This window comes from Jonquetella anthropi DSM 22815 (assembly GCF_000237805.1).
GTDB lineage: Bacteria > Synergistota > Synergistia > Synergistales > Dethiosulfovibrionaceae > Jonquetella > Jonquetella anthropi.
Genome location: NZ_CM001376.1, coordinates 1,455,015 through 1,481,898, shown reverse-complemented (window position 1 = coordinate 1,481,898; position 26,884 = coordinate 1,455,015). Strand labels below are relative to the sequence as shown.

At 59.7% G+C, this 26,884-nt stretch carries 26 protein-coding genes and 1 pseudogene; 22 read left to right on the top strand and 5 right to left on the bottom strand.

Features of this window, described 5'->3' with window-relative positions; translation table 11 throughout:
* Positions 1-93 precede the first annotated feature (93 nt).
* Together JONANDRAFT_RS06905 and JONANDRAFT_RS06900 are read left to right on the top strand one after the other, a co-directional pair.
* Positions 94-318 (top strand): hypothetical protein, encoded by a 225-nt coding sequence (locus JONANDRAFT_RS06905; protein WP_008519448.1) that lies wholly within the window; start codon positions 94-96, stop codon positions 316-318.
* Positions 315-1,640, top strand: coding sequence for an amidohydrolase (locus tag JONANDRAFT_RS06900; protein ID WP_008523316.1), 1,326 nt, complete (start codon positions 315-317; stop codon positions 1,638-1,640). Before JONANDRAFT_RS06905 ends, JONANDRAFT_RS06900 begins: the two co-directional genes overlap by 4 nt.
* 71 nt (positions 1,641-1,711) lie before the next feature.
* Here the strand turns inward: JONANDRAFT_RS06900 and JONANDRAFT_RS06895 are convergent, their stop codons facing one another.
* Positions 1,712-2,908 (bottom strand): pyridoxal phosphate-dependent aminotransferase, encoded by a 1,197-nt coding sequence (locus tag JONANDRAFT_RS06895; RefSeq protein WP_081465264.1) that lies wholly within the window; start codon positions 2,906-2,908, stop codon positions 1,712-1,714.
* A 184-nt stretch (positions 2,909-3,092) separates the two neighbouring features.
* On the opposite strand from JONANDRAFT_RS06895, the gene hpf reads away from it, so the two are divergent.
* The 13 genes and pseudogenes from hpf to JONANDRAFT_RS06835 all read left to right on the top strand — a co-directional run bounded on the left by hpf (position 3,093) and on the right by JONANDRAFT_RS06835 (position 13,485).
* Positions 3,093-3,644, top strand: a complete 552-nt coding sequence (gene hpf, locus JONANDRAFT_RS06890; RefSeq protein ID WP_021775836.1) for a ribosome hibernation-promoting factor, HPF/YfiA family — start codon at positions 3,093-3,095, stop codon at positions 3,642-3,644.
* A 66-nt stretch (positions 3,645-3,710) separates the two neighbouring features.
* Positions 3,711-5,678, top strand: coding sequence for an ATP-dependent helicase (locus tag JONANDRAFT_RS06885; protein WP_231286707.1), 1,968 nt, complete (start codon positions 3,711-3,713; stop codon positions 5,676-5,678).
* Positions 5,638-6,456 carry a dephospho-CoA kinase gene (gene coaE, locus JONANDRAFT_RS06880; RefSeq protein ID WP_008523313.1) on the top strand — a complete coding sequence of 273 codons (819 nt, stop codon included), beginning with the start codon at positions 5,638-5,640 and terminating at the stop codon, positions 6,454-6,456. Before JONANDRAFT_RS06885 ends, coaE begins: the two co-directional genes overlap by 41 nt.
* A complete protein-coding gene (locus tag JONANDRAFT_RS06875) occupies positions 6,457-7,077 on the top strand; it encodes a site-2 protease family protein (RefSeq protein WP_008523312.1) in 621 nt (206 codons plus the stop codon). It abuts the gene before it with no gap.
* Complete coding sequence (surE, locus tag JONANDRAFT_RS06870) at positions 7,068-7,844, top strand: 5'/3'-nucleotidase SurE (RefSeq protein ID WP_008523311.1); 777 nt, start codon at positions 7,068-7,070, stop codon at positions 7,842-7,844. Before JONANDRAFT_RS06875 ends, surE begins: the two co-directional genes overlap by 10 nt.
* The gene (locus tag JONANDRAFT_RS06865) at positions 7,841-8,668 is read left to right on the top strand and encodes an aminotransferase class IV (protein ID WP_008523310.1); all 828 of its coding nucleotides are present in this window, start codon (positions 7,841-7,843) and stop codon (positions 8,666-8,668) included. The genes surE and JONANDRAFT_RS06865 overlap by 4 nt, the downstream gene beginning before the upstream one ends.
* Positions 8,656-9,246 carry a DNA-3-methyladenine glycosylase I gene (locus JONANDRAFT_RS06860; RefSeq protein WP_008519430.1) on the top strand — a complete coding sequence of 197 codons (591 nt, stop codon included), beginning with the start codon at positions 8,656-8,658 and terminating at the stop codon, positions 9,244-9,246. Before JONANDRAFT_RS06865 ends, JONANDRAFT_RS06860 begins: the two co-directional genes overlap by 13 nt.
* A 375-nt stretch (positions 9,247-9,621) precedes the next feature.
* Positions 9,622-9,843 carry an SEL1-like repeat protein gene (locus JONANDRAFT_RS08405; RefSeq protein WP_021775825.1) on the top strand — a complete coding sequence of 74 codons (222 nt, stop codon included), beginning with the start codon at positions 9,622-9,624 and terminating at the stop codon, positions 9,841-9,843.
* Positions 9,844-9,855: 12 nt separating this feature from the next.
* A pseudogene (locus tag JONANDRAFT_RS08525) lies at positions 9,856-9,927 on the top strand (tetratricopeptide repeat protein); the annotation flags it as partial.
* On the top strand, positions 9,910-10,164 hold the full coding sequence (locus tag JONANDRAFT_RS06850; protein ID WP_324602921.1) for a sel1 repeat family protein: 255 nt from the start codon (positions 9,910-9,912) through the stop codon (positions 10,162-10,164). The pseudogene JONANDRAFT_RS08525 and the gene JONANDRAFT_RS06850, both read left to right, overlap by 18 nt.
* A 121-nt stretch (positions 10,165-10,285) precedes the next feature.
* A complete protein-coding gene (locus JONANDRAFT_RS06845; RefSeq protein WP_008523308.1) occupies positions 10,286-11,383 on the top strand; it encodes an SEL1-like repeat protein in 1,098 nt (365 codons plus the stop codon).
* Positions 11,384-11,556: 173 nt separating this feature from the next.
* The gene (locus JONANDRAFT_RS06840; protein WP_008523307.1) at positions 11,557-12,351 is read left to right on the top strand and encodes a tetratricopeptide repeat protein; all 795 of its coding nucleotides are present in this window, start codon (positions 11,557-11,559) and stop codon (positions 12,349-12,351) included.
* Positions 12,352-12,603: 252 nt separating this feature from the next.
* Positions 12,604-13,485 carry a tetratricopeptide repeat protein gene (locus tag JONANDRAFT_RS06835; protein WP_008523306.1) on the top strand — a complete coding sequence of 294 codons (882 nt, stop codon included), beginning with the start codon at positions 12,604-12,606 and terminating at the stop codon, positions 13,483-13,485.
* A gap of 53 nt (positions 13,486-13,538) precedes the next feature.
* Here JONANDRAFT_RS06835 and JONANDRAFT_RS06830 read toward each other — a convergent pair whose 3' ends face one another.
* Both JONANDRAFT_RS06830 and JONANDRAFT_RS06825 read right to left on the bottom strand, forming a co-directional pair.
* Entirely contained in the window at positions 13,539-14,723 is a 1,185-nt protein-coding gene (locus JONANDRAFT_RS06830) for an amidohydrolase (RefSeq protein ID WP_008519417.1), read from the bottom strand.
* Positions 14,716-15,687: an MBL fold metallo-hydrolase gene (locus JONANDRAFT_RS06825; RefSeq protein WP_008519415.1), complete on the bottom strand. Its 972-nt coding sequence runs from the start codon at positions 15,685-15,687 to the stop codon at positions 14,716-14,718. The genes JONANDRAFT_RS06830 and JONANDRAFT_RS06825 overlap by 8 nt, the downstream gene beginning before the upstream one ends.
* Before the next feature lie 147 nt (positions 15,688-15,834).
* On the opposite strand from JONANDRAFT_RS06825, the gene JONANDRAFT_RS06820 reads away from it, so the two are divergent.
* Positions 15,835-16,425, top strand: coding sequence for a hypothetical protein (locus JONANDRAFT_RS06820; protein WP_008519414.1), 591 nt, complete (start codon positions 15,835-15,837; stop codon positions 16,423-16,425).
* Positions 16,426-16,476: 51 nt separating this feature from the next.
* Here the strand turns inward: JONANDRAFT_RS06820 and JONANDRAFT_RS06815 are convergent, their stop codons facing one another.
* Both JONANDRAFT_RS06815 and JONANDRAFT_RS06810 read right to left on the bottom strand, forming a co-directional pair.
* Positions 16,477-17,520: a dipeptidase gene (locus tag JONANDRAFT_RS06815; RefSeq protein ID WP_008519412.1), complete on the bottom strand. Its 1,044-nt coding sequence runs from the start codon at positions 17,518-17,520 to the stop codon at positions 16,477-16,479.
* Positions 17,521-18,321 (bottom strand): ADP-ribosylglycohydrolase family protein, encoded by an 801-nt coding sequence (locus tag JONANDRAFT_RS06810; RefSeq protein WP_008519410.1) that lies wholly within the window; start codon positions 18,319-18,321, stop codon positions 17,521-17,523.
* Positions 18,322-19,330: 1,009 nt separating this feature from the next.
* Between JONANDRAFT_RS06810 and JONANDRAFT_RS06805 the strand changes: the two genes are divergently transcribed.
* Genes JONANDRAFT_RS06805 through cas1c form a run of 6 tightly spaced genes read left to right on the top strand, consistent with a single transcriptional unit; the run spans position 19,331 to position 26,880 of the window.
* Positions 19,331-21,721 carry a CRISPR-associated helicase/endonuclease Cas3 gene (locus JONANDRAFT_RS06805; protein WP_008523303.1) on the top strand — a complete coding sequence of 797 codons (2,391 nt, stop codon included), beginning with the start codon at positions 19,331-19,333 and terminating at the stop codon, positions 21,719-21,721.
* A 28-nt stretch (positions 21,722-21,749) separates the two neighbouring features.
* Entirely contained in the window at positions 21,750-22,466 is a 717-nt protein-coding gene (gene cas5c, locus JONANDRAFT_RS06800; RefSeq protein ID WP_008519404.1) for a type I-C CRISPR-associated protein Cas5c, read from the top strand.
* Complete coding sequence (cas8c, locus tag JONANDRAFT_RS06795; RefSeq protein WP_008523302.1) at positions 22,463-24,262, top strand: type I-C CRISPR-associated protein Cas8c/Csd1; 1,800 nt, start codon at positions 22,463-22,465, stop codon at positions 24,260-24,262. The genes cas5c and cas8c overlap by 4 nt, the downstream gene beginning before the upstream one ends.
* Positions 24,259-25,167, top strand: a complete 909-nt coding sequence (cas7c, locus tag JONANDRAFT_RS06790) for a type I-C CRISPR-associated protein Cas7/Csd2 (protein ID WP_008519400.1) — start codon at positions 24,259-24,261, stop codon at positions 25,165-25,167. Before cas8c ends, cas7c begins: the two co-directional genes overlap by 4 nt.
* Positions 25,164-25,865 (top strand): CRISPR-associated protein Cas4, encoded by a 702-nt coding sequence (gene cas4 / locus JONANDRAFT_RS06785; protein ID WP_008523301.1) that lies wholly within the window; start codon positions 25,164-25,166, stop codon positions 25,863-25,865. The genes cas7c and cas4 overlap by 4 nt, the downstream gene beginning before the upstream one ends.
* The gene (gene cas1c / locus JONANDRAFT_RS06780) at positions 25,852-26,880 is read left to right on the top strand and encodes a type I-C CRISPR-associated endonuclease Cas1c (protein WP_008523300.1); all 1,029 of its coding nucleotides are present in this window, start codon (positions 25,852-25,854) and stop codon (positions 26,878-26,880) included. Before cas4 ends, cas1c begins: the two co-directional genes overlap by 14 nt.
* Positions 26,881-26,884 lie beyond the last annotated feature (4 nt).

Here is a 26,884-nt window from a genome sequence, read left to right as displayed (position 1 = left end):
TGCGGGTGATGCACCGTCGTTCTTCGGGACGACGATCGGCGGACTCGTCCAGGAGAGAACGACCGCGTAGCGGTCGGCCGACTGGTTAAACGGTTGAGTTCAGTTTACGGCGACAGGCTGGAAATTGATTTTTACGATCCTCGGTGCTTCGCTTGGCTGTGGCAGACGATTCGGTTTTCAATCCGTGCCGGCCAAACGACGTGGGTGCTGAACAACAAAGTGATCTTTCGTGGCGTGCCGACGTGGGATGAGCTGTCGGCTGTTATCGGCCAAGCGTTGGGCGAAGTTCCAGCCAGCCGGGAAGGAGAAGCGTCATGACGGTGGACATTGAAGGTCTGAAAACGAGTCTGATGGAAGCGCTGGACCGGCGGCGGGACGATCTGCTGTCGTTTTGGACTGACCTGCACCTTCACCCCGAGCACGGGTACTTCGAGTTCCGCACGTCCGCGAAGGCTGCTGAAGTCCTGTCCGGTTTGGGCTTTCAAGTGCAGACCGGCTTGGGCCGTACAGGGCTTCGGGCTGTTTTGGAGTGCGGGGCCCCCGGGCCGACGGTCGCCATATTAGGCGAGCTGGACGCGGTGACCTGTCGGAACTATCCGCAGGCCGACTTGACTACCGGGGCGTCTCACACCTGCGGCCACGATTTTCAGATGGCCGGACTGCTGGGCTGCGCGATGGCTTTGAAGGATTCCGGCGCGGCGCAGAGCTTGTGCGGCCGCATCGTCTTCATAGCCGTCCCTGCCGAGGAGTACATCATGATCGGCGAACGGCTCAGGCTGCGTGAGGCCGGAGAGATCGGCTACCTGGGCGGCAAGCAGGAACTCGTCAGGCTAGGCGCGTTTGACGACGTGCAGATTGCCATGATGGTTCACGCTGGGTGCGGCGATGACTTCACGCTCCCGGAAGGCTGCAACGGCTTTCGGGCCTACTCGGTCGCCTATCAGGGCCGGCAGGCCCACGCGGCCGGCGAGCCTCACAAGGGCGTGAACGCGCTTTACGCGGCGCTGTCGGGCATGAACGGCGTCAACGCCCTGCGGGAGACGTTTCGGGACGAAGACCACCTTCGGGTTCACTACATCATCACAAAAGGCGGCGACGCGGTGAACGCCATTCCTGACGACGTCAGGCTGGAAGGGTACCTCCGGGCGGCGACGCTCGACGCCATCGACCGGGCGTTCCCCAGCGTCAGAAGCGCTTTTCTCGCCGGCGGCGACGCGTTGGGCGCTCGGTGCGTCGTGCGGGCCCTGCCGGGATACCTTCCGTTGCACCCGAACCGACAGCTGGAAGAAATTTTTTCGGCGAACGTCCGCTACACTGGGAGCGGCATTACCCGCGCCGGTTGGAGCGCCGGCTCGACCGACATGGGGGACATCAGCTGCCTGATGCCGGCCCTTCACCCGCACAGCGGCGGCTGCAGCGGCTCGTTTCACGGCGCCGACTACAAGGTGGAGAACGTGGACAAGGCGCTGATTGACCCTGCCCGCGCCCTTCTGGGGACGCTGGTCGACCTGTTGTCCGACGGCGGCGCCAAGGCACAGGCGGTCATCAAGGACTTCACGCCCCGGCTGACGAAGGCTGAGTACCTGAGACGCCTGAACGGGTGGTTCGACGAGACGGCCAACAGGCCGGACCGGCCTTGACGGGGTAAAAAAATAAAAGGAGCCGAAGGACTGCATCGCAGGCCTTCGGCTCCTTTGTTGTTGAAAAGCTTTTATTGGAGAGACGCCACGTAGGACGCCAAGCGCTTGAGCCCTTCGCGGATATCTTCCTCCGAGTTGGCGTAGGACAGCCGCATTGTGCCGGGCGCGAAGAACGCGCTGCCCGGCGTGGCAGCTACGTTGGCATACTCTAAAAGGTCGGAGCAAAACGCCGCGTCGTCGGTCAGTATCACATCGCCGCGCCGCTTGCCGAGAAAGTTTTTCAGGTCCACGAGGACGTAGAAAGCCCCCTTGGGCCGGACGAACGAGACGCCGGGGATCTTGGCCAGCAGGTCGAACACCAGCTGTCGGCGGGCGCTGAACGCCTGCCGCATGACGGCCACGTCGGCCTGGGCGTTTTGAAGTCCGCCAAGGGCGGCCGCCTGAGACACCGAGCAGGCGCAGGAGTTCAGGTGTCCCTGAATGCCTGCCATGGCCTTGATGATTTTCGCCGGGCCGAGGGCGAAGCCGATTCTCCAGCCCGTCATGGCGAAAGCCTTGCTCACGCCGTTGACGTTGATCGTCCGGTCTTTGACCTCCGGGCAGGTCTTGACGATCTGGGAGTACGCGCCTTCATAGACGAGCTGCTCGTAAATCTCGTCGTTGATGATGACGAGGTCGTGGCGAAGCGCCAAGCTGGCGATGGCCTTCAGTGTCTCCTCGTCGTACACGGCGCCTGTCGGGTTATTCGGGCTGTTGATGAGAATGCACTTGCTTCGGGGCGTGACGGCCGCTTCGAGCCGATCGGCCAACGGCAGGTGGTTCGTGTCGCCGGTCTCCACCAAGACGGCCTTGCCGCCGCAGAGCTTGATCTGCTCCACGTAGCTTACCCAAGCCGGGACGGGGAGAATCACCTCGTCGCCGTCGTCAAGCAGCGCGGCCAGAGCGCAGTAGATCAACGGCTTTGCGCCGCTTCCGACCAGCACTTCTGAGGGCGCGTAGTCCAAGCCAAACCGGTGGGAGTAATCGACGCAGACGGCCTCTCGCAGCTCAGGCGTTCCTGGGTTGGGCGTGTAGTGGGTCTTGCCCGACTCTATCGCGTCGTGTCCGGCCTTTTTCACCGCGTCGGGGGAGTCGAAGTCCGGCTCGCCGGCGCCAAACGAAATGACCGGGCGTCCCTGCCGCTTGAGTTCGGCCGCTCTGGCCGACACGGCTAACGTCGCCGAAGGCTGAAGGTTCCGTGCACGCTTTGAAAGCTCCAAAGAAATCATCTCCTGAAGGCATTGTGATAAATCTATTTAAACAGACCCCAGCTAAAAAAGCTAGGCGAAAAACGTCGCGGCTTCGCTGTCGTTTTGACGCGGGCGTGATAATTTGCCAATGTGATACAATACAGTTAAAGGTAAAGGAAACTTGGTTCTTTACCTGCAGCAGAACCTGCGGAAGGAGGATGGAATGATGGATATTCGATTCACCACGCACAATGCAAAGATTCCTGCCGAGATGAAAGAGTACATGGAAGGCAAGCTGGGGCGGATGGAGAAATTTTTCTCCCGGATCTTGGACATGCAGGTGGCGGTGAAAACTGATAAAAAAGACTTTGTGACAGTAGAGATTACCGCCGACGCGAATGGCGTCGTCCTCCGGGGCGAACAGCGGGATCCGGACCTGCGCAAGGCGTTTGATCTGGCCCTCAAGGTCCTGGAGCGCCGTATCCGCCGTCACAAAGAGTACCTGATTGACCGCGCTCAGCTGAAGGCTCACGACGTGTCGTTTGGGTACGAGGACACTGCGGCGCAGGCCGAGCCGGAGAGCAGCTACTCGGGCGTCCGAATCGAACGGGAGAAGGTCGTCGAGCCTCACCCGATGACGGCCAAGGAAGCGGCGCTGCAGATGGAGCTTCTGGGTCACTCGTTCTTCATCTTTGTGGACACAGACTCCGGGCATCCGGCGCTGGTTTACCGCCGCGAGGCGGGCGGCTATGGCCTGCTGAAGATCCGGGCCTGAGCAAACAAGTCAATGAAAGGGAGGGCCTGTGCCCTCCCTTTTTTCGAGTCAAAAGGAGCGTTGCTGATGGACGAGTCGGCGTGGCTGAAGGGGCTGAACGACGCCCAAAAAGAAGCGGTCGTCTACCTGGGCAAGCGTCAGCTGATTCTGGCCGGCGCGGGAAGCGGCAAGACGCGGGTGCTGACCCGAAAAATAGCGTGGCTGATTGACGCGCAGCGCGTGAAGCCTTGGCGGATTTTGGCCGTGACGTTTACCAACAAGGCGGCCCGGGAGATGCTGGACCGCCTGACCGCGTCGCTGGGAGAAAATTTGGCCGGTCTGCAAGTTCGGACCTTTCACTCGTTCGGACTGCAGATGCTTTTCCGCAGCCGCGCTCAGCTCGAACAGCTTGGCTATCCGCCCCAGTGCGTCGTCTACGACCGGGCCGACTCCCTTTCGGCGGCCAAGGCCGTTTTGGAAGCGCTGAACTTAGACCCGGAGCAGTACACGCCCGCGTGGGTGCTGGAGACGATTTCTAAGGCGAAGAACTCGGGCGCCGGGCTGGGGGCGTTCGACAATTCCCCGATGAAGTCGATCGTCGGCCCGCTGTACGAGCGGTACGACGGGTTGCTCAAGTCCCGCGGCGCGTGGGACTTCGACGACCTGATCGCCCTTCCGTTGGAGCTTCTGACGAGGTTCCCCGAGGTGAAGGAGCGGGAGCAGAAGGCGCTCGACTGGGTACTGGTGGACGAGTATCAGGACGTGAACGCGGCCCAATACCGGCTCATGCGCCTGCTGGCGTCAGGCGGCGCGAATCTGACGGCCGTCGGAGACCCGGATCAGTCGATTTACGGCTGGCGCGGCGCCGACATGAGCATGATTATGAACTTTGAACGCGACTTTCCCGGCGCGTCGGTCATGCTGTTGGAACAGAATTACCGCTCAACTGGGGGCATTCTCGAGGCGGCCAACTCGCTGATATCCCACAACTTTGACCGGCGGGAGAAGAACCTGTGGACCGACCGGGAGCAGGGCGCCAAGCCTCAAGTCTGGAACTGTCCGACGAGCGACGACGAGGCCGAGCTGATCACGACGGAAATCGAACGGTTCCTGTCCTCCGGCTACCGGGCGAGCGACGTGGCGATCCTGTACCGAATGAACGCCCTCAGCCGCCGGATTGAAGAGTCGCTTCTCAGCCACAACCTGCCTTACCAAGTGGTGCGCGGTCAGGGCTTTTTTGACCGGCGCGAGGTTCGGGACGTGCTGAGCTACCTTCGGCTGGCGCTCAACCCGTACGACCGGGCGTCGCTCGATCGGGTGGGCAACCTTCCGACGCGCGGGCTCGGCCCTCGGTCACTGGACAAGCTGGACGCGTACCTGCTGTCTCACCGGACTGCTGACCCGGCCGACGTTTGGGCGGCGGTGGCACAGACCGGGGCGGAGCTTTCCGGGCAGGGCGCTGCCGGAGCCCGCCAGCTGGCCGGCGCGATGGGCGAGATTCTCGGGTGCGGCGGCGATCTCAAACGCGCGCTGGACGTGATCCTCATGCGGATTGGCTATGAGACGGTCCTGCAGAAAATCGACCCGGCCGGCTGGGAAGACCGGTACGACAACGTGATGGAAATTCTGTCTCTAGCCGGCGACGGCGACTCGCTGCCGGAACTCTTGGCCCAAGCCGCGCTGTACACCGACGCGGACCGGGACTCGGGCGGTCAGGGGATCAACCTGTCGACGCTCCACGGCGCCAAGGGACTGGAGTTCCCGCTGGTGTTCATGATCGGCTTGGAAGAGGGGATCTTCCCTCACAGCCGGTCGTCCGACGACCCGGCAGAGATCGAGGAAGAGCGTCGGCTGTGCTACGTGGGCATGACCCGGGCGCAGGAGCGGCTGATCCTGACGCGGGTTCGGGAGCGGCGCCTCTTTGGCTCGACGACGACTCAAAGGCCGTCGCGGTTTTTAGCAGAAATTGCCCCCGACCTTCGGGACGAATTTGACTTTGGGGAGGTGAGGCCCAGTGTTGGCTATCGGTTTAACCGGCCAAGTCGGCGCTGGTAAGTCGACGGCGCTCGCGTGGTTTGGGGGCCGCGGCGCTGCGACTCTGAGCGCCGATCGGATAGCCGATCGGGTGTGGGAGAGGGAAGAAATCCTCGAACGGGCCCGCCGCCTTTGGGGGAGCAACGTGGTTTCAAACGGCCGGCTTGACCGAGCCGCGTTGGCCCGCCGAGCTTTCGCCAGCCCGGACGAGCAGGCAAAACTGTGCGGCCTGATTCACCCGCCGGTGAGAGCCGAAATCGAACGCTCCCTTCCGGCGAACGGCATAGCGGTCGTCGAAATCCCGCTTCTTTTTGAGAGCGGCCTGCCGTGGTGGTGCCAAGGCGTCATCTACGTGGCCGCGCCTTTGACGCGGCGGGGAGAGCGGAACGCCGGCCGCGGGCTGGACGAGGCGGAACTTAGCCGCCGGGAAGCGTTTTTTTCGCCCGACGGCGATCGAAAAAGTAAAAGCGACTGGGTCGTCGTCAACGACGGCTCCCTTGAAGAGCTGCACGGCAAACTGGAATGCCTGTGGGACGAGCTGAGGCTTCTCGACGGACTGATGGCCGTCGGCTGGCAGGGGAGCGAGTGCGAGGCCAAAGAGCTTGAAGCCGCCGGGCAGATTGCCCGCTGGTCATGCAGCGGCGGCGAGTGCCGGGCGTTTTCGCTTGATCGGCATATCGGCCGTCTGAGCGGGAAGTTGGCAGGGCTGTGGTCCTCTAAAAACTTCTGTATGAGCTGCCGCGCCCGGAAGGCGTTGGTATTCGAGTTATCGGCCCGAACGGGTCAGGAGCGTGAGTGAGTGAGAACGTTAGTCGATTTGCTGCTCAGTCTGCCGGCGGTGCTGTGGGCCGTCTCGTTTCACGAGGTCTGCCACGGCTGGGCCTCGTGGAAGCTCGGGGACCCGACGGCCAAAATGCGGGGACGGCTGAGCCTGAACCCGCTGGAACATTTTGACCTGTGGGGAACTCTTGCCCTGCTGGTCTTCCGCTTTGGCTGGGCCAAGCCGGTTCCGATCGACCCGCGGTACTACAAAAACCCGCGGCGGGACATCGTCCTCGTGTCTCTGGCCGGCCCGGCGGGCAACTTCCTGACAGCCCTCGTCGTGGGGCGAATCCTTCGCTGGAGCGCCGTCTATCTGCTGTCCGGGGCGTTCGGCGGCGTGCCCCTGCTGGAAGTGCTCCAGTATTTTGTCATCATCAACTTAGGCTTTGGGCTGTTTAACCTTTTGCCAATTCCGCCGCTGGATGGCAGCAAAGTCTTTCTTCCGCTCTTTCCCCGGGCGTGGCAGCGCTGGATATGGCAGTACGAGCGGTACGGCTTTTTCGTGCTGATCGCGCTGGTGTACACCGGGGCGACTGCCTACATATTGGGCTACCCTCTGACGCTTTTGTACCGTCTGGTTATCTCGCCATGGTGGTGACAAACGACGACGGCATCAGCGCCCCCGGGCTTGACGTTCTGGTCCGAGCCTTTCAGGCCGAAGGTGAAACGCCGTCGGTCGTCGCGCCGAGCCGCCAGCGCAGCTTATGCGGTCACAGCATGACGCTCGGACGGCCGGTTCGGCTGGAGCCGGTCGACCGGTGGAACGGCGTGCGCTCTTGGCAGTGCGACGGGACGCCGACGGACTGCGTCATTTTGGCGTTCGACGGGCTGGGTCTCTCGGACGGGACCGTCTTTTCGGGCATTAACGATGGGGCGAACTTGGGAGACGACGTGACCTATTCCGGCACGGTCGCGGCGGCCATGGAAGCCTGTCTGACCGGCCGGCAGGCCGTGGCCGTGTCGGTCGTCACGCCGGTCGGGCAGCCTGCGGTTCACTATGAAACCGCAGGGGCCGTCGCCGTTGCTGTGTTTCGTCAGCTCAGGAAAAGCCCTCTGCCGGGCGGCGTCTTTTTGAACGTCAACGTGCCCGACTGTCCTAAAGACGAGCTGGCGGGAATAAAAATCTGCCATCAGGGACAGCGGGTGTACCGCTACGGCGGCATGATTCGCCGCCACGAGGAAAACGAAACAGGCGTCAGCTTCTGGCTGGAAGGACGTCCTCACGACGAGCCTCAGCTGGGCTGCGAGCTGTGGGCGATCGGGCGCCGCTGCGCGGCCGTGACGCCGCTGGGGCTCAAGTTCACCCACGGCGCCGCGCTGGAGCAGCTTCGCGCCGGGTGGGATCTGGAGGCGATGATGGAGTGAAAATCTGCTACTACGAGGGGAAGTTCCTTCCCGCTGAGGCGGTCAGCATTCCGGTCAGCGACCACGTCATTCAGCGGGGAGTCGGCGTCTTCGACTTGGTTCGCACATCTTCCCGGAGGCCGGTTCAGCTGACCATGCACTTGGAAAGGCTCTTTTCGTCAGCGGCCCAACTGGGCATTGAAATGCCGTGGAATATCGGCGAGCTGAAGAAACTGGTGCTTGAGGGCATCGGCCGGCTGGAAGGCGAAGTTCTCGCCAAAGTTTTCGTCACCGGCGGAGACAGTTTTGTGGACGAGTGCCGATTCCCGTCGCCGCGCCTTTTCTGCACCTTTGAGCCGCTCGTCCTGCCGCCGGCGGAAGTCTACCAAAAAGGCGTCAGGCTGTACCCGGTCCTTCACGGCCGAACCAACCCAACGGCCAAGAGCATCGATTACGCCTCTTCGTACGAGAAAAACCGCCACGACCCGGAAGCGTTTGAAGTGGTCTACTGCCCGGACGGACAGATCACCGAAGCGGCTCACAGTACGTTCTTTTTGGTAAAAGAAGGCGTCATCATCACCGCCCCGTCCGAGCGGGTGCTGGCCGGAACGACCCGGGCAATTCTTCTCCAGCTCATGGGAGAAGCGCGGCTGCCGGTTCAGCTCCGCTGCCCTCGGCTCGACGAGATCACTCAGGCGTCCGAGGCGTTCATCACCGGCAGCATTAAAGGTGTCGTGCCGGTCGTCGCCGTGGGAGAGCTGCCGGTGGGAAGCGGCGCCGTCGGGCCGGTGACAGCCCGCGTGGCCGAGCTCCTTCGGGACAACCTCATCCGTTGGACCGAGTAACGCGCTGCCCTTGGCCCGGAAACGACGGGCTTTACCAGGCGTATCACGACCTCGAATGGGGGCGGCCATGCTGGGACGAGAGATCTCTGTTTGAGCTTTTGGTCCTTGAGGGCGCTCAGGCCGGACTGAGCTGGCTGACGATCCTTCGCCGCCGGGAAGGGTACCGAGCCGCGTTTTGTCGCTTTGACCCGGAGGCCGTCGCTCGGTTCGACGAACGGAAGGTCGACGAACTGGCCGCTGACCCCCGGATCATACGAAACCGGCGAAAAATCGAGGCGGCGATAACGAACGCCCGCGCTTGGCTCGCCCTGCGTGACCGAGTTGACCCAGCCGCGTGGCTGTGGGAAACCGTCGGCGGCTCCCCTGTGATCAACCGGTATGACCGACAGGAGCAGGTGCCGGCTCAAACGGACCTCTCGCGGTTTCTCAGCCGACGGTTGAAAGAGGCCGGCTTCGTCTTCGTCGGCCCGACGATCTGCTACGCGTTCATGCAGTCGTCCGGCATGGTCTGCGATCACCTCACGTCGTGCTTCTGTCACCCGGACAACGGGCCGTTCGGACCGCGGAAAAACTCATGACCAAGTCAGCTGCTGACAGGTGTATTAAAACAATTCATGATGAAAAGGGGCGCTCTTTAAAGAGCGCCCCTTTTTTTGTCGCGGTCCAAAGGGTAGGGGAAACCACCCGTAAAGGAAGATGACAGGAAAAAATAAAGGTGTTACGATACAAAAAACAGCGGATCATCGGGACATCGCCCGTTGTCGCTCGACCGGGGCGAAAAAGAAAACGGCCGGGAAAATATCCGCGCTGTTTTTGTGGGGCAGACCGACTCGGAAAGTCCAGCCTCAGGACACGTTTTGAACGGAGAAAATTCCGCTGCCCTGGCGGCCTCAACGCGGGCATCAGGGCGCGGAAAAGGCAGGCCCGTCTGGGGTCTGAGGGGAGGAAAAATCGTGAAGAAAAGGGCGGCATTAGTCTGTGCGGCGCTCGTCGCGTCTGCTTGGGCTGCTTGGGCAGATGCCGGTCCTGAAGGGGCCGACAGAAAGGGGAGCGATCCGGCGAGCCAGTATCGGCTGGCCGAGGCATATTTTAAAGGCGACGGGGTCAAAAAAGACACGGCCAAAGCGGCAGAGCTGTATTTACAGGCAGCAGACGCCGGATATCCCCGCGCCTAGTTTCAGTTAGCCAGAATGTACGAGTTGGGCATCGGAGTTCCCAAAGACAGGACAAAGGCGGCGGAACTGTGCGTCAAATCGGCAGAAGGCAACGACTCGGACGCGCAGATTCACCTGTCAGTCATGTATTATTCGGGCGACGGAGTTCCGCAGGACATGACGAGAACGTACTACTGGGCCTGCCGCGCTCTCTTGGCCGGGAATAAAAAAGCGGACAATCTCAAAAAACGGGCGGAAGAAAGATTGGAGGCCGAAACAGTTGGCGTTCTGGCGTCCCAAGCCCAGGAGGACCACCGTCTCGCTCAAGCGCAAACAAGATAATTGGGGAGCAGGGCGAGGGAGAAGGCGCGGACAGCGAAACGCTGGGGAGATTTTCCCCGCTCATCAAATGGGTTCAAGGGCCTTCGTATCGAGGCTCATTTTACAAAAAGGAGATTTCACGATGAAAAAAATAGCTGCAGTCGTTTGTTCCTTGTTGGTGGCAGTTTCCGGGGTGGCGTGGGCAGCGGATGTCCCCGACTGGTTCAAGGGCAAAGAAAATGACCCGGAAAGTCAGTTCTTGCTTGGGCTGGCGTATTATAGCGGCGAAGACGGCGTGACCGAAGACAAAGCCAAAGCGATCGAATGGTTCACGAAAGCGGCCGAAGCCGGCCAATCTGACGCTCAGTACGGCCTCGCGTTGATGTACGACGAAGGCGACGGCGTGCCGGAGGACAACGCGAAGGCGATCGAGTGGTACACCAAAGCGGCATTGGCCGGCAATACTGACGCTCAGTTCAACCTCGCGTTGATGTACGACGAAGGCGACGGCGTGCCGGAGGACAACGCGAAGGCGATCGAGTGGTACACCAAAGCGGCATTAGCCGGCAATACTGACGCTCAGTTCAACCTCGCGCTGATGTACGACGAAGGCGAGGGCGTGCCGGTCGACAAGGCTAAAGCGGTTCAGTGGTACACGAAAGCGGCCGAAAACGGCAACGTTGGGGCCCAATACAACCTTGCGCTGATGTACGACGAAGGCGAGGGCGTGCCGCAGGACAAGGCAAAGGTGATCGAATGGTATACCAAAGCGGCTGAGGCAGGGAACGGAAAAGCGCAGTTCAACCTTGCGCTGATGTACGACGAAGGAGAGGGCGTGCCGCAGGACAAGGCAAAGGCGATCGAATGGTATACCAAAGCGGCTGAGGCAGGGAACGGAAAAGCGCAGTTCAACCTTGCGGTGATGTACGACGACGGCGAGGGCGTGCCGGAGGATAAGGCCCAAGCGGTTAAGTGGTACACCGCAGCGGCCGAAAGCGGGCTCTTTTCGGCTCAGTATAACTTGGCGATCATGCACAAAAACGGCGAGGGAACGGACAAAGACCTCGCCAAAGCGTACTACTGGGCTTGCCGGGCCGTGTTGGCGAGCAGAGATGACGGCGAAAAGAACGGCAAGGCGGAGGAACTCAAAAAGGACTTAGCGAAAGACTTGGACGCTGAAAAGGCCAGCGAGCAGGAAGAGCAGGCCGCGGCAGATCACGATAAAGCACAGGAGAAGTAGTTAAGTACTGACTTAGGGGCCGAAAGAGAGCGGAACGGCGACTCCTTTCGGCCCATTTTTAAGGCGTGTAAGGGTTGAATATTCCAACAAAGGAGAGCTCATCGTGAAAAAAAACTGGGGTCCTGTGCGGTCTCGTTTGGGCGGCCTTTTCCGCTGCCTCTTGGGCGGCTGATTTGCCCGACTGGTTTAAGGGAAAAGAAAACGATTCCGCGAGCCAGTACCGGTTGGCTCAAGCGTATGACGAAGGCAAAGATGGGGTCGCTGAAGACAAGGCCCAAGCGGCCAAATGGTTCACCAAATCTGCCGAAGGCGGTTATACTAACGCCCAGTTCAGCCTCGCCCGCATGTACCATACCGGCAACGGCGTGCCGGTGGACTTGGCTAAAGCGGTCAAGTGGTACACGAAAGCGGCCCAAGCTGGCGACGAGGTCGCGCAGAACAACCTCGCGGTCATGTACGACACCGGCGAAGGGGTTCCGATCGACAAGACAAAGGCGTTCGAGTGGTACACCAAAGCGGCCCAAGCCGGCTACGCCCCGGCGCAGCATAATCTTGCGCTCATGCACTACAGCAGCCGAAGTTCAGCGGCCGATCAGGCGAAAGCAATCGAGTGGTGCACAAAGGCCGCCGAAGCCGGCGAGACCGAAGCCCAGTACAATCTCGCTCTCACGTACGTCTCCGGCGAGGGAGTCCCCCAAGACGTTGTCAAGGCGGCCGAATGGTTCACGAAAGCTGCTGAAAGCGGTCACGCGGACGCTCAGTTGAATTTAGCGCTGCTGAATTGGAACGGCGTCGGCGTGGAACGCGACAAAGTAAGAGCGTACTACTGGGCCTGCCGGGCGGACCTCGCCGGAGCGGACAAGGCGGTCGGACTGAGAAGCGAAATTGTGGGAAGCTTAGATAAAGAAACGAAACGGGCGCAGGAAGAGCGAGCGCGGGCCCATGACGCTAAAGTGCGGCGGAAATAGCGCTTTTTGCCTGAGGCTCGCAGAGGAACAGCAGACGACGTGCCGGGGGCAGCGCGGGCTGTCTCCGGCACCTTTTTTGCCTGATCAGGGACGTTAACGCAAAGCGCCGCGCCTTTATCCAGAAAACGGTCCCAACTTTCGGCCGCGCGGGGGAAACTTTAGAGTATGATAGGTTGGTGTTGAGTTTGTCGTTTTGTGGCGCCTCGTTGTTTATGGAAATCTGCGCGGCGAATAATTGGAGGAGATGACGGCGTGAGACGTTTTTTGTCAGTGGCTTGTGCGTGGTTCGTTCTGTCCTGTAATGCCTTCGGCGCGGAACCGGCGTGGTTTGCCGGTCACGAGACCGACCCGGCGGCTCAGGGGCGTCTCGGCTGGGCCTATATGATCGGCGACGGCGTGGAGAAGGACCAGCAGAAAGGGCTGACGTGGCTGAACCGGGCTTCGGCTGCCGGAGACCCGGAGGCTCAGTTCATGCTGGGGTGTTGTTATCATTTCGGCATGGCCGTGCCGATTGACCGCGCGAAGGCGCAGGAGCTGTACCGTTCGGCCGCCGGCAGCGGACACGCCGGCGCGGCGTTCAACTTGGGCAACATGTACTATTTCGGCGACGGGGTGGCGGAAAACCGCGCTGAGGCGGTCAAGTGGTTTGAGGAGGCCGCGTCCCGCGGCCATGCCCGGGCGATGTTCAGCTTGGCGCTGTGCTGCGCGTCCGGCGACGGCGTGGCGCCGGACAAGGCGAAGGCCGCCGAGTGGTACGCCAAAGCGGCGGAAGCCGGCGATCCCAGAGCGCAGTTTCACCTCGGCTCGGCCTATGAGACCGGCGACGGAGTTCCCCGCGACCGGGTGAAGGCGCTGAGCTGGTATAAAGCGGCCGCCGAGGGCGGCGACCCTCGGGCGCAGGAGACGCTGGCCCGGCTTTTTGTGGAAGCGCAGGACGGGACGGCTGATCCGCAGCAGGCGTATTATTGGGCCTGTCGGTGCCTTTTGAACGGGGTAAAAGACTCCGAGCGGACGATGGAAAAAATACGGCGGGAAAACGGAATAGCCCCGTCAGACGCGAAGCGGCTGGAGGCGAACGCCGCAGCCGATACGGCGGCACTCCTTCAGAAAAAAAGAAGCCAGCCGATGAAATAAACAAACGGCGCCCAGCTTTCAAAAGAAAGCTGGGCGCCGTTCTTGTTAAAAGTCTATCGGTTCGTGTCGCCTCGGCGGTAGCAGATTTCGCCGCCGATCATGGTGAAGTCAACGGAAGACAGGCTGTCCAGCGGGTCGCCGTTCCACAGGACGAGGTCGGCGTCCTTGCCTTCGGTGATGGAGCCGAGTCGATCTTGTAAATCCAAGTGCTCGGCGCCCGAAAGAGTGACGGCTCGGAGGGCTTCCGCCTTGGTGAGCCCGGCGTTGGCGGCCAGCGACGCGTTAAGGATCAGCGAGTAGAGTGGAATCACCGGGTGGTCGGTGATAATGCAGAAGTGCACGCCCGCGTCCCGAAGGACCGACATGTTCCTCCACGTCTGGTTGTCCAGCTCCGGCTTGGTTCGGGTGCTGAGCGCCGGACCGCAGGCGGCCTTCACGCCGCAGGCGGCCAAGTAGGGCGCGATCATGTGGCCCTCGGTGCAGTGCTCGATCGTCAGCTTCAGGTCGAACTCTTTGGCAATCCGCACCGCGGTGCAGATGTCGTCGGCCCGGTGAGCGTGGACGGAGAAATTAATCCGCCGCTCGAGGACGAGCGCCAGCTCTTCCATGTCCAGCTTGACTTCCCAAGCGTCCCGGTCGCTCTCTTCCTTGGCGGCGTTGCGCTTTTTGCCGTCCATGTAGTTTTTGGCGTCTTGAAGGGCTGTTCTCATGACCGCCGCGTTCCCCATGCGGGTGCTGGGTATGGCGTGACGCTCTTTGTACACGCCGATCGGGTTTTCGCCCAAGGCGGCTTTCATGCAGCTTTCAGCCTTGACGGCCATCTGGTCGACGACCGTGCCGACCGTCTTGAGCACCGCGCCGCGGCCGCCGATGACGTTGCCGCTGCCCGGCAGAGTCTGCACGGTGGTCACGCCGCCGCTGCGGGCCTCGACGAACGCCCGGTCGAACGGGTAGACCGAGTCAATAATGCGGACCTGCGGTGTGACCGGCGACGTCATCTCGTTCTCGTCAGTCATCGAGTAGTGCATTCCCTCCGGGCAGGAGCCAATGTGAGTGTGGGCGTCGACCAGCCCGGGCGTGAGTATGCCGCCGTGACCGTCGATTCGCTCCGTTCCTTCCGGCGCTGAGACGTTTTGCCCCACGCTTAAAATTTTCCCGTCCCGGACGAGCACCATGCCGTCCTTGATCGTCGGCCTGTCCACCGGTTCCACTGTGACGTTATAAATCAGTTTAAGCATCGTTTCCCCTCCTCCAAGATCCGACGGGACGAACCGTCGGGTTGTTCCCCTGTCCTTTGATGAACTCTTTCAGGCCTCTGATGCTGTTGCGCATGAAAAAGCGCTCCCTGCCTTGGACGTCCGGCTTCAGGTCGCCCCATGTGCCCAGCTCGCCGTCGGCGGCTAACAGCCGGTCGACCGTCTCATCGTCGTCCCAGCCTTCCCGAACGGCCTGATCGGCGAAAGCGCCCCACAGGCGGAGTTGGGCCAACGCCCGGTCGGGCAGCCGCCTGTCCCGCGACGCGGCGAAGTGGGCGGCGCAGTACAGGGACCAGCGGGCGTTTTTTACCGAGCCGATCGACGCGGCAGTGACCGAAGGCTTTTGTTTCGGCGGGGTGGCCGGCCTCAGCCAAGGAAGTGGCGCCGAGTCGATAAACCACGACGGGTGCCCCAGCGTCCCGAGCGCTTCGCCGCCAAAACACGCCCGCTCGCCCTCCGGCAGGTCGCAGAAAAACGACAGGTGATGAAACGCGTGTCCCGGCGTCGGCAAGGCTTCCCAGCCCGGCGGCAACATCTCCGGGCCGAAAAGCTGGCCCGGCCGGACGGGCGTCATCGGTCCATAAGCGTTGGCCAGCTCCGACCCCAGCGCCGCGCGGGTGTCCTCAGTCAGCTTCTCCGGGGCGGCTAAGTGGGCGAGGGCCTTTTCATGGGCGACTACCTTGAGGCGAGGCCAGCGGCGGGCCAGTTCCCCCGCGCCGCCGGCGTGGTCCATGTGAATGTGGGTGAGCAGCAAATACTCAGGCGTCAGGCCCAGCCCTTCCAGCTGGGCAATCAACGCGCCGGCTGTGCTGGGAGCGCCGCAGTCCACGAGAGTTGTCGGTTCCCCCGTGACGACCCAGCAGGAGAGAAACGTCTCAAAGCCCGCCGGCCCCAGAGGCAGAGGCAGCAGCCGCAGTTCGAGGCGCAGAAGTTCGGTGTCGGTCATGGCGTCTCCTTTCGGCGTTGAAGCTCGCTCAGGCGGTTGATACAATACTGTTACCGCCGGATAGCTGAACTCTATTCTAAACCGTCTCGGCGGTTTTGTGCCGGGAATTTTCAGGTCAAACGCTGTCGGCCGAGAGGAGCGGGGAACGTGAGCGTATCGGGAATTTGCCGAATCGAAACGACGCTCAGTCTTGGCGGGGAAGAAGTACCCGGCCGACTGTACCTGCTGTCCTGCGACTGCGGGGACCTGCTCGACGTGACCTACCTGTTCGAGCGGGACGAAAACCCGCTTAAACCTCGGCGCGGGGTGATCTGTTGGATGCAGACGGCGTTCGTCTTCGTTCACCCCGTCCAGCCGCTTCAAAGGCTTTTTCGCCTCAGATGGCCCAAACGGGGATGGCGTGAACTGGTTCGTCGCGTCCTCGCCGCCCTCGACTTCCTGCCTGGGGTGGTCGCGCGGGCAGCCTTTCTGGCGTGTCGGCGGCCGATGAAAGCCGAGCTCGTCACGCTTTTTTCGCCGCCGGCGGCCGAGCTGGCCGTGGCGGCTCTGCGCCGAATGAAGCTGAACCCGCTCTGTCGGGTCGACGCTGATGGCTCGGTGACCCTGTGCGAGATGGCTCTGCCTTCTGTGCGACTGCCCGCTTGGCGGGCTTTTGAGTGGGGCATGACAGGCTTCGTCCGAGTGCCAGCAGAGCTTTTGGGGTACGCCGACGGATCTTCGTCGATCTGCATGAATTAATACCTAGAGAACGAGCGGCCGCAAAGTGCGGCCGCTCGTTTTTTTGAATGCCTAGCCGATGGTTCGGGCCAAGAAGGACATCAGGTTCTCCCCGAGGACGCCTTGAAGCTCGCCGTCGGTGAAGCCTTCGTCGATGAGACAGACGGTGAACTCAGGCGTCGCCGTGTGGCCGCCCAGCGCGTCATGTCCCTGACCAGCGGGGGCGAACCGGTCGCAGAAGTCGAAGCCAAAGCACAGGTGCTCCGAGCCGATCAGCTCCTTCACGTGTCTGGCGTGGAGCGCCAGCTCGTGCGGCGTCGCGTTTCGCCAGTCCGGATCTGTCGGCCGGCGGAGCCGATCCGGCGACGGAATGACAAAGCCTGAAGAGCAGTTTGTCCCCATCACGCCGCCTGCCGACGCCAGACGGGTCATCTGCGCGTCCGTCAGGTTGCGCATGGTAAACGTCAGGGCCCGGCAGTTGGAGTGGGACGCGAGGAACGGAACGCCCAAGGCGGCCAAATCGTCGAAGCCTTCGTCGTTCAGGTGGCTGACGTCCAAGTACATGCCCAGACGCTGAGTTTCCTTCACCAGCTGAACGCCCCAATCGGTCAGGCCGCCCTTTTTTCCTTCCGGACGGGGAGCGAAAAACGCCCCGTCGGCGGCGGCGTTGCGGCGGCTCCACACCAGCCCGACGCCGCGGACGCCCAGCTCGTAAAAGACCCGGAGCAGGTTCAAATCCGTTCCCAGCGGGTCGACCCCTTCAAAGGACAGCAGGACAGCGACCTGGCCGGCCGCACGGGCCCGGCGAATCTCATCGGTCGAACGGCACAGCGCGACCGAGCCGCCGCACTCGTCTAGCTCCTCGTGAAAGCAGGCGATCTGATCTAAGGCGTGACGCAGAGCCATCTCGGGAATGTAACGGTTTTCGACGAAAATCGACGACACAATCAGGTCGACGCCGCCGGCACGGAACTCCGGCAGAAAATCGTCCCGTAGGACGTGAGAGCGGCCTTTCTCGAGCCGTTCTATCGCCAACAGGGCGAGCAGGTCAAAATGAGCGTCAGCCACAAGAAACTCCCGGTGAAGCGACCGGGCTCGGTCGAGAGAAGAAGTCAATTAAACGTCCTTTCTTGCCTGCACGGCAGGCCAGCGCAATTCAAACCGCTCCACAACGGCGGTCATATCCTTTGGAAGAGAAGCTAGGACCGGAAGGGCCAAAGAAGACGGAACGGGAAAGCGGGCCTCGGCCAGAGCCCCGGCCATCGCGTCGATCGTGTCCGCGTCGCCGCCAAAACGGCAGGCTCGAAGCAGCGCGTCCTCAAAGCTCGCTGCGCCGAAAAAGGCGGAAAACGCCAGCGGCAGGGTGCCGGCGCAGGACGCGTCCCAGCCCCGGTTGGCCAGAGAAATATCCCACTCGGGAACGGCCCAGCCGAACGTATCGGTGAACCAGCGCTTTATTTCCCCGTCGCTTTGGCCGTGTCGGGCGAGAAAAACGCCGCCGGCTACAGCCTGAGCGCCTCGAATCCCGTCCGGGTGGCCGTGAGTGACCGAGGCGGACTCGTTGGCGAGGGCTAAGCACTCGGAGAGGGAAGACGCCACCCAGCCGATCGGCCCAGCGCGCATCCCGCTCCCGTTCCCCCAACTGGCGCGCCGTTGCGTCGGATCTCCGACCGCCAGCCAGCCAGCGAAACCCGGGCCGTACCCAGCCAGCGGATAACGATTTCCCCAGCTCATATAGTACTCGGCAAAGCCGGCCGCGTCTGTCCGTCCGTCGAGCAGGGCTTCTGCCGTGGCAACCGACAGAACCGTATCGTCGGACCAGCGGCAGGCCGGCGACAGAAGTTGAGTTAAGTTTTTCGGTGCCGGCCGCCCCTCGTAGGGCGAGCCGCAAAAGTCGCCGATGATTGGCCCAATCATAACGTTCCTCCTTCAGCCGTCAGGAGGGCGGCGGAAATCGTCTCAGGCTCCCTATTATATGACGCCATGACGGGAACGAAGAACCGCGAAAGACGCAAAGCCGGCCTGCTGTTCAAAAACGGACAGCAGGCCGGCTCGACGTGGAACAGGTGCAACACGCGCGGGTAAGGGCTTGAAATTGTCGCGCCCGTGAAGGCGCGACTCTACCTTGGAAGTATCAAACTCGACGGATTGATTGTTTCAATTCACGCGCCCGTGTAGGGCACGACTTCAGGTGGTTCTTTGCGCTGGACGCAGTCCCAGTTTCAATTCACGCGCCGGTCGAGCAGGGGGTCGCCTGTGGCAACTGAGGGAGCGTCGGAGCAGCGGGTTGGCGGCAGAGTCGCGCGAAGTTTTTAGAGCGCCGACCGTCCCTCGGGGGACGAGCCGCAAAAGTCGCCAATGATCAGGCTAACCGTGACCGCTTTCCTTCAAACGCTGGCGTTTTTCTAATTATAAGACGTCGACCGAGAACTGAGAACTGTGGAAAAGCAAAGTCGGCCTGCTGTTCAAAAACGGACAGCAGGCCGGCTCAACGTGGAACAGGTGCAGTACGCGCGGCTGGGTAAAGACTTGAAATTCACGCGCCCGTGAGGGCGCGACGTAATAGTTTAATAAGCTAAATAATATAGTTTCAATTCACACGTCAAACTGCAGAAGAGGACGGAACGCTAGGTCTGTTTGTGATAGACGTTTTTACCGCGCGTTGCAAAGAGTATAGCATGACAGTGTTCGGTTATTGTACAAGTGCACGAAGATGAGGCATGGCTATCGGCGCCAGAGTGGCGATACACAGCGTTAGTATGGGCATAAATGAAAGAAGATCATAAGTTGCTAGGTCGAATAACTTCGTCGTGATGAATTGATCACTTGACAAAGATAAAGAAAAGACGGATACTCATTACAATGAAATTTTAAATTAAATTATATAGAACATTTCATATGTTGGGGCCAAAGGAGGTCGCAAACCTTGAAAGCAATCGCTCACACTCGACGCGAGGAAGACCATCTTATCGAACAGACAGTAGAAGAGCACGTTCGCGGCACTGCCGCGCTGGCGGAGTCTTTTGCTAATCAATGGGGAGATGGTTTTTGGGGGCGGCTCGCTGGGATGTACCATGATTTAGGTAAAAGTACGTGTCAGTGGCAAGAATACTTGCGCGTTCAAGACTATGACGAGAGCGCTTCCTCAGAAAGTTCCGAAGATGAAGACAAGGACGACGACAAGAAGAAAAATCCTATTCATAAAGTATCACACAGCGAAGCCGGAGCGGCCGCCGTACTGGAAGGCTTTTGGGACAACTGGGACGAGCCGAACGTTTCAGGACCTTTGACTGGGTTGGCCTACGCCATTGCCGGCCATCACGCTGGGCTGGCTGATTGGCGCACGGGCGGCCGCGGGGCGCTCATCAACCGGCTGGCGACGAAAAACGGCGATCTGGACGTCAGCCGCCTTCTGAATCCCCTTCGGCAGGCGCTCGGGACAGGTGCGCGGCAGGTGGACTACCCGGCCGAGCTGACGCGTCTCGATTCAGTAGCGTTGAACTTGAATGAGGAAATCCGCCAGTGGCTTGAAAAATGGTTTGCCGATGACGGTTCGGAGGATGTCCCGAGAGAATATCTCAATCTATGGGTTCGAATGCTTTACTCGGCTCTGGTTGACGCGGACTCGCTAGACACCGAACGATTCTGCCGCCCCGACCAGGCCGCACAACGGTCCCGCCAGTTCGACATGCAGGACCTGAAGCACCGGTTCGACTCTTATATGGACGAAAAGGAACGGCTGGCGGAAAAAAGCCCGGTCAACGAAGTCAGATCGAAGGTACTCGGCTGGTGCCGACAGGCCGGTCACTGCGAGCCCGGCTTCTTTCAGCTGACCGTGCCGACCGGCGGCGGAAAAACGCTTGCGTCTCTGGCTTTTGCTTTGGAACACTGCTTGACAAATGGTAGGCGCCGAATCATCTATGCAATACCATATGTTTCGATAATCGAACAAACAGCGGACGTGCTGCGCGGCATCTTCGGTGACACTGGGGCAGTTCTGGAGCACCACTCCAATATCCTGCCGGAGCGCGAAACGCTTCAGAACAAACTAGCGGCTGAAAACTGGGATGCGCCGATTGTGGTCACCACAAACGTTCAGCTTTTCGAGTCCCTGCTGTCCGACCGTCGAGTGCTCTGCCGAAAGATACATAATATTTCCCGCAGCGTCATCATTCTCGACGAGGCCCAGATGCTCCCGCTGCAGCATATGCGCGGCGTGCTGTCCGTCCTGAAAGGACTGGTTAAGCATTTCGGCGTGACCGTCCTTCTGTGCACCGCAACCCAACCGGCTTTAACGCGGACTTTTAGCGACGGTCAGAACGTTTCGTTTCCCGGTCTGCCGGAGCCTCGCCAAATTGTTCCGGCGGGCGCGGACCTTTATCAAAAGCTGTTGCGGGCCGAATGGGTACGGGATTACAACCCGACCCAGCCGCGAACGTGGGACGAGCTGGCCGACGACTTGCTGAAACACCAGCGAGTCCTCGCCGTCGTCAACCGGCGGGGCGACTGTCGGGAGCTGTACGAAGTGATAAAAAGCCGCTCCGGCGAGAATTTATTCCACCTGTCGGCGGACATGTGCCCTCAGCACCGGAGCGATCGAATCGGCGAGATAAAAGCACTCCTGAAAGACGAGAGCAGGACCGTTCGCGTGATCAGCACCCAGCTCATTGAAGCGGGAGTCGATATCGATTTTCCGGTGGTCTTTCGGGCGCTCTGCGGGCTTGACTCGGCGGTTCAGGCCGCTGGCCGGGCGAACCGGGAAGGGCAACTGAACAAGCTGGGCAAATTGGGGCAGCTGTACCTTTTCTCGCCGATGAAGCCGTCTCCCGTGGGACTGCTGCTCAAAGGCGAGCAGACCTTCAAGGCCATGCTGGGCCAAAAGACGGAGTTTGATTTGTTTTGCCCGTCAGTCATAAAGGAATACTTCAACAGGCTGTATCGGGACGTCGGGACGTTTGACCAGTCAAAATACTACGAACTGCTTGTGGAAAACGCTGAGTGTTTTGAATTTCAGTTCCGCACGTTTGGAAGAGATTTTCACATGATTGACGACGAAGGACGTCAGAGCGTTTTTGTGGCCTACGGGGCCGGAGCAGAACTGATTGGGGAGCTCAAACGCAATGGGGCGAATCCCCAGCTGCTGCGGGCGCTTCAGCGGTATTCGGTGAGCATTCCGGAAAGCAAACTGAAAGAACTCCGGTATTCTGGAGCTGTTGACGAGACGGATGAAGGATATTTTGTCCAGTCCGAGGCGTTCGTGTACGACTTGGAAACCGGAGCCATCGGCCAACCGTCAGTAGGATTTTTTATCCGATAAAAATTTCAACGTGAAAGGAGGGAAGCAAATGGATTTTTTTAACAAAAGTTTTTGTCTGGAGGTGGCGGGAGACTTCGCGTGTTTCACCCGGCCGGAAATGAAGGTTGAGCGGGTGAGCTACGACGTCATCACGCCGTCGGCGGCACGGGGAATTTTTACGGCCATCTTCTGGAAACCGGCGATTCGGTGGATTATCAGAGAAATTCACGTGCTTGAGCCGATTCGCTGGCTGTCGTTCAGGCGGAACGAAGTTGGCGCCCTGATGAAGCTCAGTTCCGGCGGGCTGTGCATCGAAGACCACAGGCAGCAGAAAGCGTCGATTCTCCTTCGGGACGTGCGGTACCGATTGGTCGCCGAGCTGGAGTACATCCCGCCTCACAAGCGTCCGAGGACATTCTTGCAGGTGCCGGACTGCTTGGGGGACGAGAACGAGCGGGAAATTATTCGGTCAGGGGAAAACCCCGGAAAGTACTACGGGATTTTTGAGCGCCGAGCCCGAAAGGGGCAGCACTTTATGGCGCCATATTTGGGGTGCAGAGAATTTTCCTGCAGCGAGGTGCGGTTGATAGACCACCCGGAAACGGAGAAACGCCAGCCGATCGACGAAACGAGAGACTTGGGAATTATGCTGTACGACCTTGATTTTTCGCGGCCGGAGGACCCGCAGCCGGCGTTTTTCAGGGCCAAGATGGACCGGGGAATTATTAAAGTCCCCGACTGGGAAAGCGAGGCGGTATTGCGATGATTCTGCAGGCGCTGTACGAATACGAGCAACGCCGCCAGAAAGTGGGAACAGGCATTCCCACCGGCTGCGGCGACGTGGAGTTCAAGTTTTTGGTGGAAATTGATTCAACCGGCCGATTTCACCAGTTTTATGACATGCAGGAAGAGCAAGTCGGGCCGAAAGGGAAATCGTTCCTCAAAGGCAAACGGTATTTTGTGCCGGATACGGTCAGTCGCACGAGCGGAGTGAAGGCAAAAGTTCTGTGGGACAACGCCAAATACCTGTTGGGTGCGGAAATCGACAAGGAGAAAAAAATCCACACGGCGCAGGACGATCAAGGCCTTCGCCAGCGGCTGGACGCGTTTATTCAAGAAACGAAGGACTGCCTAAAACGGTCGAAAGACCGGACCCTTTCTAAGGAAATTCAGGCGATCATCAATTTTTACGAAAATCCAGAGGGCTTAGACGCCGCCCTAAAAGACCTAACGCTGGGAAACGTCCTTGAAGCGGGCGGGAACTTGACGTTCCGTTTAATTGACGGTGACCTGCCCGTTCCGGCCCAAGAGGCGGCCAGAAATCTGGCAGCCTTTGAGCCCAGCGAGGAAGGCGTCTGCCTGATTACTGGCCAAAGGGCGCCGCTGGCCCGAATTCACTCGGACTTCTTGATTCGCGGGGGAAAACAAACCGGCGCGTCGTTGGTGAGCTGCCAGAAAGACTCGGGATACGACTCATATTACAAAGAACAGGGCTACAACGCGCCGGTTTCCCAAGCAGCGGCTTTCGATTACGCCTCAGGGCTAAAACAGCTCCTCGCCTCGGAGAAGAACAAGGCCATCATCGGAAAAGACACCTATGTGTTTTGGTCGGTTCCGAAGGACGCGCCGATCGGCGGCGAAAATCCGGCGTCAGAAGGGAACTTTCGGGCCGTGTTGCAGGGAGACCCGGACAAGCAGGTCGGCCGATTAAAAGTCGTTTTTGACCATATCCGTCAGGGAACCGATCTGGTCGTCGAAAAAGGGCGCTTCTGCCTCTTGGGACTGACCGCAAACTCGGCAAGAATTGCCGTCAGGCTTTGGCGGGTGGACAGCACGGAACACTTTGCGGCGAACCTGCGCCGTCACTTGGAGGATACGGCCATCGACGCCTACGGCGGCCAAGTCGTGAACTTCCCGCTGGACCGAATCCTCTGGGCAATGGCGTTGGACGGAAAAATCGAATCGCTGCCGCCCAACATTCCCAGCGGATTATTGTCCAGCGTGGTGGACGGCGTGCCGTACCCGTTGGCTGGCTTCCAGCGGGCAATCGTGCGGATTCGGGCAGAACAGGAAGTGAGGCCGGAACTGGCATCACTCCTTCGAGGGACGCTGAACCGGTGGCGAACTTCAGCGGGCGAACAAAAGGAGGTCTTTGGCGTGAAACTGGACGACGCGAGTCAAGATCCCAGTTACGTTCTGGGCAGGGTATTTTCTATCTTAGAGTCAATTCAACGGATCGCTCAGGGGGAATTGAACAAGAGCATTACAAGTCGGTTTTTGGGCGCTGCGGCGTCCACGCCCGGAATCGTGTTCCCAAAGCTTTTTAAGTTATCAGTTCACCATCTGCAGAAAATATCGCAAGATCGTCTTCCACGCGCCGTATGGTGGAAAAATAAGCTCGCCAGCGTTATGGAAGGGGTCGGCGAATTTCCCAGACAGCTTAACCTCTACGAGCAGGGGAAATTTTTCCTCGGCTACTATCACCAGAATCAGGACGTGTCAGCAAAAAAAGAGGATCTTCAGCTGAATAACGATGAAGAAAGGAAGGAACAGCAGAGATGACGACTTTAACGAACCGATACGACTTCGCGTTTTATTTTGACGTGCAGGACGGCAACCCGAACGGCGACCCCGACATGGACAACCAGCCGCGGATCGATTTGGAGACAGGTCACGGTCTTGTCAGCGACGTGTGCTTGAAACGAAAAGTCCGCAACTACATCATGATGGCCTGCCGGACGCCGGAAGGCCAGCCCAAAGAGGGATACGAGGTTTTCATCAAGGAGAAGGCCGTCCTGAACACCATGATCGGCCAAGCGTGGGACGACGCGGAGAAAAAATCTTCCGGCGAGAACAAGAAAGATGGAAAGAAAGATAAGAACCCGCAGGTTGAAATGGCCGCTCAGCAGCTGATGTGCGCGCGTTTTTACGACGTCCGCGCCTTTGGAGCGGTGATGTCAACCGGCAGCAGCGACAGCGGCGGGAAAAAGACCGCCGGGCAGGTTCGCGGTCCGATTCAGCTGACCTTCGCCCGCTCGCAGCTGCCGATCGTCGTCGCGGAACACTGCATCACTCGCATGGCCGTCACCAACGAAAAGAACGCGGAAAAAGAACGGACCATGGGCAGAAAATTCACGGTTCCGTACGCCCTGTACTGCGCTCATGGCTTCGTCTCTCCGTTTTTGGCCCAGCAGACCGGGTTCTCCGAAGAGGACATGGAAATTTTCTGGGACGCGCTACTGAACATGTTCGAAATTGACCGGTCAGCCGCCAGAGGCTTGATGACCGCCCGTCGGCTCGTCATCTTCAAGCACTCGTCCGCGCTAGGTTCCGCCCCGGCGGCCGACTTGTTTGAAAAGATCGCCGTTGCAGTGAGCGACGGCGTCACGCCTCGGTCGTTCGGCGATTATCGGCTGACGTTGGACGGGCAGGAACTGACTGAGCGGAAAAAAATCGTCCTGATATAGAGAAGGATGTTTCCGGGGCAGAGCCCCGACTGCTGGACGGAGAAAGCGAGATTTTCCTCTCGGAACTTCAGCATTTGCTTTTCTGTGAGCGCCAGTGGGCGCTCATTCACATGGAAGGCGAATGGGAAGAAAATTACCTGACGGCGACGGGGACAGACGTACATCAGCGCGTTCACAGCAACGAAAAGGAGTTTCGTGACGGCGTACTTTCGGTTCGGGGACTTCCGCTTCGGTGTGTTCGACTCGGTCTCTACGGGGTAAGCGACGCGGTGGAGTTTTACCAGTCAAGCGACGGCGTCCGTCTCCCGCAGCGGCGTGGGCGCTGGACGCCGCTCCCAGTGGAATACAAACGGGGACGCGGTGCCGGCGGCATGGCAGACAAAGTGCAGCTTTGCGGCCAAGCGCTCTGTCTTGAAGAAATGCTGCAAGTTTCCGTTCCCGTCGGTGTGCTGTTTTACGCCCAAACGCGCCGGCGAACTGAAGTGACGTTGACGAAAGACCTCAGGGATCTGGTGGAGAGACTCTGCTGCAGAGCGCGCTCGCTTCTGCAGAGCGGAGTTCTCCCGCCGCCTGAGGCGGATAAAAAGTGCAAAAGCTGTTCAATGAAGGACTTGTGCGGTCCGGAGCTTCGAGGTAGAGGTCAAACAAGGCAATATGTGTTGAATACCGTAGAGGCGATCATCCATGAAACAGCTTAAAAACACGCTCTACCTGAGCTATGACGAAGGGCAAATCTCATGCAGCGGACGAGCGCTGGTAATTCGCGCGAAAGATCAGGCGCCCCAGCAGTTTCCTGTCCATATTTTGGAGCAAATTGTCTGTTTCGGATCAGTCATGCTCACTCCCGACGCGATGAACCTGTGTCTTGCTAACAACGTCACGATCAACTATCTATCGGTATATGGGCGCTTTCGGGGACGAATCAGCGGACCAGTCAGAGGCAACGTCCTGCTCCGATGGATGCAGTTTCGGCGTGCCGATGACCCGGTTCAAACGGCTGAACTGGCAACTGCTTTCCTACTGAGCAAAATATCCAACGCCCGGACCGTCCTGCTTCGCCATGCTCGAGAAAGAGAAACAAATGTATTTGATGAAGCTGTCAGGGACATGGCTGGGCTGCTTGTCAAGCTCAAGGGTTTCACAATAACCGACCTCAATGAGCTGAGAGGCCTCGAAGGCGACGCGGCCAACATCTATTTTCGCTGTTTCGACTCTATGATTTTAAAGAACCGGGAGACCTTTTCATTTCACGGCCGTTCTCGACGGCCGCCGTCGGATCCCATCAACGCGCTTCTGTCGCTGGGGTACTCGCTGCTCGCCGCGGAAATAACCGGCGTATTGGAAAGCGTCGGACTTGACCCTTCTGTGGGATTCCTTCATAAAGACCGCCCCGGACGTCCCAGCTTAGCGCTTGACTTGATGGAAGAATTTCGCGCCGTCGTCGTCGATCGGTTTGTCCTCGCGTTAGTAAACCGCGAACAGCTTCAGGCAAACGATTTTGAGACGGACGAAGCTGGCGGAGTTGCCTTAACAGAAAAAGCGCGCAAGGAAATTTTTCTTAACGAGTGGGAAAATCGAAAGAGGACGGAAATAATTCACCCAGTTTTAGGCGAAAAAATATCCTTCGGCTTGCTGCCTCACGTTCAGGCGATGTTGTTGGCGCGATTCCTGCGCGGGGACCTTGATTTTTACCCGCCGTTTTTCCTGAAGTAGGAGC

Coding starts and splice junctions, on each gene's coding strand:
- JONANDRAFT_RS06900 (WP_008523316.1), top strand. CDS start 315: ATGACGGTGGACATTGAAGGTCTGAAAACGAGTCTGATGGAAGCGCTG.
- JONANDRAFT_RS06895 (WP_081465264.1), bottom strand. CDS start 2,908: ATGATTTCTTTGGAGCTTTCAAAGCGTGCACGGAACCTTCAGCCTTCG.
- hpf (WP_021775836.1), top strand. CDS start 3,093: ATGATGGATATTCGATTCACCACGCACAATGCAAAGATTCCTGCCGAG.
- JONANDRAFT_RS06885 (WP_231286707.1), top strand. CDS start 3,711: ATGGACGAGTCGGCGTGGCTGAAGGGGCTGAACGACGCCCAAAAAGAA.
- surE (WP_008523311.1), top strand. CDS start 7,068: ATGGTGGTGACAAACGACGACGGCATCAGCGCCCCCGGGCTTGACGTT.
- JONANDRAFT_RS06845 (WP_008523308.1), top strand. CDS start 10,286: ATGAAAAAAATAGCTGCAGTCGTTTGTTCCTTGTTGGTGGCAGTTTCC.
- JONANDRAFT_RS06830 (WP_008519417.1), bottom strand. CDS start 14,723: ATGCTTAAACTGATTTATAACGTCACAGTGGAACCGGTGGACAGGCCG.
- JONANDRAFT_RS06825 (WP_008519415.1), bottom strand. CDS start 15,687: ATGACCGACACCGAACTTCTGCGCCTCGAACTGCGGCTGCTGCCTCTG.
- JONANDRAFT_RS06810 (WP_008519410.1), bottom strand. CDS start 18,321: ATGATTGGGCCAATCATCGGCGACTTTTGCGGCTCGCCCTACGAGGGG.
- cas5c (WP_008519404.1), top strand. CDS start 21,750: ATGGATTTTTTTAACAAAAGTTTTTGTCTGGAGGTGGCGGGAGACTTC.
- cas8c (WP_008523302.1), top strand. CDS start 22,463: ATGATTCTGCAGGCGCTGTACGAATACGAGCAACGCCGCCAGAAAGTG.
- cas7c (WP_008519400.1), top strand. CDS start 24,259: ATGACGACTTTAACGAACCGATACGACTTCGCGTTTTATTTTGACGTG.
- cas1c (WP_008523300.1), top strand. CDS start 25,852: ATGAAACAGCTTAAAAACACGCTCTACCTGAGCTATGACGAAGGGCAA.